This window comes from Streptomyces sp. NPDC001135 (assembly GCF_053598395.1).
Map to the genome: position 1 here is coordinate 133423 of NZ_JBSFKD010000019.1, position 6818 is coordinate 140240.

Genomic DNA, 6818 nt, shown 5'->3' on the forward strand with positions numbered 1-6818 from the left:
ATCGAGGTGGTCGGGGGGCGTGTGGCGGGTGTCCTGCGAGTGGCCTCGGCTGCGCCTTCGGCCGGTTCCGCACCCCACCAGTGGTGCCGGTGGGAAACGCGAAGCGGCCCCGGCGAAACCGGGGCCGCTTGTGCTGCGATCCGCTCAGACCTGGAGCAGCGCCTCCAGCGGAGCCGAGCCCAGGGCCGGCTCCAGCCGGGCACGGCCGCCGAGGAAGCCGAGTTCCATCAGCACCGCCAGGCCCGAGACCTCCGCGCCGGCGCGCTGGATGAGATGGATGGCCGCCTCGGCCGTACCACCCGTCGCCAGGACGTCGTCCACGATCAGCACGCGGTCACCGGCCGCCAGGTCCTCCGCGTGCACCTCGATCTCCGCCGAGCCGTACTCCAGGTCGTACGCCTGGCGCAGGGTCGCCCCGGGCAGCTTGCCCGCCTTGCGGACCGGGATGAACCCGATTCCCGCGCGGACGGCGACCGGGGCGCCGAGGATGAAGCCCCGGGCCTCCAGGCCGACGATCCTGGTCGCGCCGGTGTTCGTGGCGATCTCGGCCAGCGCGTCGGTGAGCGCCGTGAACGCGGCCGCGTCCGCGAGCAGCGGGGTGATGTCCTTGAACATCACCCCCGGCTCGGGGTAGTCGGCGACGTCACGGATGCGGCTGAGCAGCAGCTCCTGGATGTCGGTCATCGGCGCTTCCCGGAGGGTCGGCCACGGCCCCGGCCGCGGGACGCCGGCTGGTTGCGGGGGCCCACCACGGCGGCAGCGGTGTCGTCGGGGTCGTCGTCGGCACGGTCGGCCGCGAGGTCCTCCTCGGCGGCGGCCTGGGCGCGCTTGGCCAGGACCCGCTTGGTGAGGGCCTTCATCGCGGGCTCGCGCTCCTTGAGGTCGGCGACGAGCGGCGTGGCGATGAAGATCGACGAGTAGGCGCCGGCCGCGAGGCCGACGAACAGCGACAGCGAGATGTCGTTCAGCGTGCCGGCGCCGAGGAAGCCGCCGCCGATGAACAGCAGGCCCGCCACCGGCAGCAGGGCGACCACGGTGGTGTTGATGGAGCGGACCAGGGTGCCGTTGATCGACCGGTTGGCGATGTCGCTGTAGGTCCAGCGGGTCTGCTTGGTGATGTCCTTCGTCTGCTCCTTGAGGCTGTCGAAGACGACGACCGTGTCGTAGAGCGAGTAACCGAGGATCGTCAGCAGACCGATGACCGTACCGGGTGTGACCTCGAAACCGACCAGGGCGTAGATACCGGTCGTGATGGTGATGTCGTGGATCAGCGCGACCAGGGCCGCGACGGCCATGCGCCACTCGAAGGCGATGGCCAGGTAGATCACCACGAGGACCATGAAGATCGCCAGGCCCTCCCAGGCCTTGTTGGCGATCTGCTCACCCCAGCTCGGGCCGACCAGGTCGGCGGCGAGCTTCTCGGGGTTGAGGTTCAGGTCCTTGGCCAGCTCCTGCTTGATCTTGTCGGACTCGCCGGTGTCGATGCCGGCGATCTGGATGCGCAGGCTGCCGTTGCCGAGCTTCTGCACGATCGCCTCATGACCGGAGGCGTCCTTGGCGTAGGTCTCCGCCTGGGCCACCGAGGTGCTCATCCTGGTCGGCGTGGTGAAGACCGCGCCGCCCTTGAACTCGATGCCCATGTTCAGCCCGCGCACCGCCAGGCCGAGGATGGCCGTGATGGTGATCAGGATGGAGATGCCGTACCAGATCTTGCGCTTGCCGACGAAGTCGTACGAGATCTCGCCGCGGTGCAGTCGAGCGCCGAGGTTGCCGAGTTTCGACATGGCTCAGGCCTCCTTCGGGTCGACAGAGCCGGCGGCAGGGCCGGCGGGACGGCGGGTGCGGCGCAGCGGCGGCTTGGCACCCAGGCTCTTCGGGTCGAGGCCGGACCACTTGTGGCCGTCGGCGAAGAACGCGCGGCGGGCGAGGAGCGTCATCAGCGGCTTGGTGAAGAAGAAGACGACGACGACGTCGAGCACGGTGGTCAGGCCGAGCGTGAACGCGAAGCCCTGGACCTTGCCGACGGTCACGATGAACAGGACGGCGGCGGCCAGGAACGACACGAAGTCGGAGACCAGGATGGTGCGCCGGGCGCGCGGCCAGGCCCGCTCGACGGCGGGGCGCAGGGAGCGGCCCTCACGGATCTCGTCCCGGATGCGTTCGAAGTACACGATGAACGAGTCCGCGGTGATACCGATGGCGACGATGGCGCCGCAGACCGCCGGCAGGTTCAGCGCGAAGTGGATGGCCGGGCCGAGCAGCGACATGATCACGTAGGTGAGGATCGCGGAGACCAGCAGCGAGGCCATCGCGACGATCGACAGGCCGCGGTAGTAGACCACCAGGTAGATCACGACCAGCGCGAGGCCGATCGCGCCGGCGAGCAGACCGGCGTGCAGCTGCTCACCGCCGAGCGCGGCGGTGACGGTGGTGACGGACTGCTCCTGGAAGGACAGCGGCAGGGCGCCGTACGACAGCATGTTGGCGAGGCTCTGGGCGTCCTGCTGGGTGAAGCTGCCGGAGATCTCCGCCTGGCCGCCGGTGATGGCCGTCTGCACGAACGGGCTGGAGACGACCTCACCGTCGAGGACGATGCCGAACTCGTTCTGCGGCGGCTGCTTCTGGGCCAGCGTGCCGGTGATGTCCGCGAACTTCTTGGCGCCGGAGGAGGTGAAGGTCATCTGGACCTGCCAGCCGGCGGCACCCGTGGTGTTGAAGATGGCCTGCGCCTTCTTCACCTCGGTGCCGTCGACGGCGGCCGGGCCGAGCACGTACTTGTACCAGACCTTCTTGATCTGGCCGCAGGCGATCGTGGGGTCGCCGGGCTTGGCGGCGCCTCCGACCTTGGCCCGCTGGGCGGGGTCGGTGCAGTCCAGGGTGGCGTACTGGGCCTGGAGCTTGGCGGCGGCCGCGTTGCCGGTGGCGGACCCGGACGGCTTGGCGGACGGCGTGGCCGACGGCTTGGTGCTGCCGCTGGGGGACGCGCCCGGCGAGGGAGTGGAGCCGGCCTTCAGCGCGTCGGTGACGGCGCGGCCCTGGGAGGTCGCGGAGGCCGTCGGGGACGGCGAGCCCGAGGAGGACGAGGACGCCTTCTCCTTGGAGGAGGAAGAGGCGGAGGGGCTCGTGCTCGGGTTCGGCGAGGAGCTGCCGCTCGGGGAGGTGCTCGGCGACGGGCTCTTCCCGGCGGGGAGGCTGGGCTCGCTGGCCAGGACCGGGCGGAAGTACAGCTTGGCGGTGGTGCCGACCTGCTGCTGGGCCTCCTTGGAGTTGGTGCCCTTGGGGATGTTGACGATGATGTTGTCGTTCCCCTGGGTCTGCACCTCCGCCTCGGAGACGCCGAGGCCGTTGACACGGCGGTTCATGATGTCGACCGCCGTGTCCATGTTGGCCTTGTTGATCGCGGACCCCTGGTCGGCCTTCGCCTTGAGCGTGATGCTCGTACCACCGGCGAGGTCGATACCGAGACGCGGAGTTTTGTTCCCGGAGAGGAACATGCCTCCGGTGAGCGCCACGATGGCGATCAGGATGAGGGCCAGCGAGCGCCCCGGCTTGCTCTGGGCACTCGCGCTCCGGCCCCTCTTAGGTGCTGCCACCTTCTCGTACTCCCTCTCGGGCCGCCCCGCGCCGGTCGGCGCGGTCGGCCATGACATGTGTCGGGCTGTTCCGTGCGGGAAACAGACGCCCGGTGGTGCGCGGGGCGTGATTATGCCGCGTAGCGCACCACCGGGGCGTGACTACTTCGCGTCGGAGTCGCCGTCGGTCTTCTTCGGCTCGTCCTCCGCCTTGGCCTCGGCGGCCTCGGCCGCGTCGGTGTCGTCCTCGGCAGCGTCCTTCTTACCGAGGTCGACGGCCTTGTCGTCGGAGGCGGCGGCAGCGGGCGAGTCGGACTCTTCGCTCTCGGTGAGGGAGGAGGCGTCGTCCGGGACGACGTCGGCGTCGGACTTCAGGTCGTGCTCGATGCCGTGGACGATGCGGTTGTACTCGTCGTCGGTGAGGACGGCGCCGATCGCGTTCTTGGCGAAGAGGAGGTCGACGCCCGGGCCGGCGTCGAGGAGGACCGTGTCCTCGTTGACCTCCTTCACGGTCGCGTACATCCCCCCGATCGTGCGGACACCGGAGCCGGGCTGCATCTCGTTCCGCATGTTGGCAGCCTGCTGCTGCTTCTTCTTGGCCGAGCGCGTCATCAGGAACATGGCCGCGATGAGCACGATGAAGGGGAGAAGGGTAAAGGCATTCACGGGACGGAATTTCCTTCGCGCGACCGCGACGGAGAGCGGCCTGTTGACGGGGGTGTGGGTCGGCGCCGCCCGCAAGGGCGGCATCGGCGGAGTCTAAGCGAGTCCGCGCGCATGGAACAACGCTCAGCATGGCACCTGGGTTCCTGCCGGTGCCAATGCCTCGGCCGTCACACATCCATCATGGCGCCGTCAGGTCCCGAACAGGTCCTGTTGTCCGTTCCCCCCGGTCGCCGCGTGGGGCGGGGTGAGGCCGAGGTGCGCCCAGGCGGCCGGCGTGGCGACCCGGCCGCGCGGGGTGCGGGCGAGCAGTCCCTCGCGGACGAGGAAGGGTTCGGCGACCTCCTCGACGGTCTCCCGCTCCTCCCCCACCGCGACGGCGAGCGTGGACAGGCCGACCGGGCCGCCGCCGAAGAGTTTCAGCAGGGCCTGCAGGACGGCGCGGTCGAGGCGGTCCAGACCGCGCGCGTCGACCTCGTAGACGGCGAGGGCGGCCGCGGCGATCTCACGGGTGATCAGGCCGTCCGCCTTGACCTGGGCGTAGTCGCGGACGCGGCGCAGCAGGCGGTTGGCGATGCGCGGCGTGCCGCGGGAGCGGCCGGCGATCTCGGCGGCGCCGTCCGGCTCGATCTCGACGTCCAGCAGGTTCGCCGAGCGGTGGACGACGCGCTCCAGTTCGTGCGGCTCGTAGAACTCCATGTGCGCGGTGAAGCCGAAGCGGTCGCGCAACGGGGGTGGCAGCAGGCCCGCACGGGTGGTCGCGCCGACCAGGGTGAAGGGGGGCAGCTCCAGGGGGATGGCGGTGGCGCCGGGCCCCTTGCCGACGATGACGTCGACGCGGAAGTCCTCCATCGCCATGTACAGCATCTCCTCGGCGGGCCGGGACATGCGGTGGATCTCGTCGAGGAAGAGGACCTCGCCCTCCTGCAGGGAGGAGAGGATCGCGGCGAGGTCACCGGCGTGCTGGATGGCGGGGCCCGAGGTGATGCGGATGGGCGCGCCCATCTCGGCCGCGATGATCATCGACAGGGTGGTCTTGCCGAGGCCGGGCGCGCCGGAGAGGAGCACGTGGTCGGCGGTGGCGCCACGCGCGCGTGCGGCCCGCAGGACGAGGTCGAGCTGTTCGCGCACCTTCTCCTGGCCGATGAACTCGCCGAGGTCCTTGGGGCGCAGGGCGGCCTCGACGGCCTGGTCCTCCCGGTCGGCGGACGCACCGACGAGCCGCTCGGGGGCGGGGGTGTCGGTGGTGTCGTCCCAGTTCATATGCGTGTGCCTCGATCGTCGTGGGGTCAGCGGGCGCGGTTCAGGGTCTGCAGGGCGGTCTTCAGCAGCTGCCCGACCTGCGGGGTGCCGCCCGCGGCCTCGGCCTGCGGCGTCACCGCGGCGACGGCCTCGTCGGCCTCCCGGGTGGCGTAGCCGAGGCCGATGAGGGCGGCGTGCAGCTGGTCGCGCCACCCCTGGGTGACCGGGGCACCGACCGCGGGGGCGCCGACGGGTTCACCGAGCCGGTCCTTCAGCTCGAGGAGCAGCTTCTGCGCGCCCTTCTTGCCGATGCCGGGCACGGCGGTGAGGGCCTTCTCGTCGCCAGTGGCGACGGCGCGGCGCAGCGCGTCCGGGGTGTGGACGGCGAGCATCGCCTGGGCCAGGCGCGGTCCGACGCCGCTCGCGGTCTGGAGCAGCTCGAAGACCTGGCGTTCGTCGTCGTCGGCGAAGCCGTACAGGGTGAGGGAGTCCTCGCGCACGACCAGGGAGGTGTGCAGCTTGGCGGGCTGGCCCAGGCGGAGCGTGGACAGCGTGTTCGGCGTGCACTGGACGGCCATGCCGACACCGCCGACCTCGACGACCGCGGCGTCGGGGGCGAGCGCGGCGACTGTGCCGCTGACGAAGGCGATCATGCCGTACGGCCTTTCGTTGCGTTGACGGTGTGGCGGGCGACCGCCTGCTGGAGCCGGTTCTGCGCGGGGGCGCGCCAGATGTGGCAGATGGCGAGCGCGAGGGCGTCGGCGGCGTCGGCCGGCCGGGGCGGTGCGGAGAGCCGGAGCAGCCGGGTGACCATGGCCCCGACCTGCGCCTTGTCGGCACGGCCGGTGCCGGTGACGGCGGCCTTGACCTCGCTCGGGGTGTGCAGGGCGACGGGGATGCCGCGCCGGGCGGCGCACAGCATGGCCACGGCGCTGGCCTGGGCGGTGCCCATCACCGTGCGCACGTTGTGCTGGCTGAAGACGCGCTCGACGGCCACGAAGTCGGGCCGGTGCTCGTCGAGCCACTGCTCGAGGCCCTGCTCGACGGCGAGGAGGCGGTGGCTGAGGTCGGCGTCCACCGGTGTCCGTACGACCCCGACCCCGAGCATGGTCAGCGGACGCCCCGCGACTCCCTCGACGACGCCGACTCCGCAACGGGTCAGGCCGGGGTCCACCCCCAGTACGCGCACGCCGCCCCTCCCTCTTTGCGGTGATCCACGGACGACGCCAGGCTAACGGCTGCCACTGACAACGTCGGCGGGCCGGTGGGACGTGTCCCACCGGGCCCCCTTCTGACGTGCTGGGCAGCCGTCAACCGTACGCGAAGGGGGCCCGTCGAAGC

At 71.1% G+C, this 6818-nt stretch carries 7 protein-coding genes; all 7 read right to left on the bottom strand.

Features of this window, described 5'->3' with window-relative positions:
- Positions 1-144 precede the first annotated feature (144 nt).
- Positions 145-684: an adenine phosphoribosyltransferase gene (locus ACWC94_RS23370; RefSeq protein WP_450798837.1), complete on the bottom strand. Its 540-nt coding sequence runs from the start codon at positions 682-684 to the stop codon at positions 145-147.
- On the bottom strand, positions 681-1784 hold the full coding sequence (gene secF, locus ACWC94_RS23375) for a protein translocase subunit SecF (RefSeq protein WP_450798838.1): 1104 nt from the start codon (positions 1782-1784) through the stop codon (positions 681-683). Before secF ends, ACWC94_RS23370 begins: the two co-directional genes overlap by 4 nt.
- Before the next feature lie 3 nt (positions 1785-1787).
- Positions 1788-3593, bottom strand: coding sequence for a protein translocase subunit SecD (gene secD, locus ACWC94_RS23380; protein WP_450798839.1), 1806 nt, complete (start codon positions 3591-3593; stop codon positions 1788-1790).
- A 141-nt stretch (positions 3594-3734) separates the two neighbouring features.
- Entirely contained in the window at positions 3735-4238 is a 504-nt protein-coding gene (gene yajC / locus ACWC94_RS23385) for a preprotein translocase subunit YajC (protein WP_450798840.1), read from the bottom strand.
- 189 nt (positions 4239-4427) lie between these two features.
- On the bottom strand, positions 4428-5498 hold the full coding sequence (gene ruvB / locus ACWC94_RS23390; protein WP_450798841.1) for a Holliday junction branch migration DNA helicase RuvB: 1071 nt from the start codon (positions 5496-5498) through the stop codon (positions 4428-4430).
- A gap of 26 nt (positions 5499-5524) precedes the next feature.
- The gene (ruvA, locus tag ACWC94_RS23395; RefSeq protein ID WP_450798842.1) at positions 5525-6130 is read right to left on the bottom strand and encodes a Holliday junction branch migration protein RuvA; all 606 of its coding nucleotides are present in this window, start codon (positions 6128-6130) and stop codon (positions 5525-5527) included.
- Positions 6127-6666: a crossover junction endodeoxyribonuclease RuvC gene (gene ruvC / locus ACWC94_RS23400; RefSeq protein ID WP_450798843.1), complete on the bottom strand. Its 540-nt coding sequence runs from the start codon at positions 6664-6666 to the stop codon at positions 6127-6129. Before ruvC ends, ruvA begins: the two co-directional genes overlap by 4 nt.
- Positions 6667-6818: the final 152 nt, after the last annotated feature.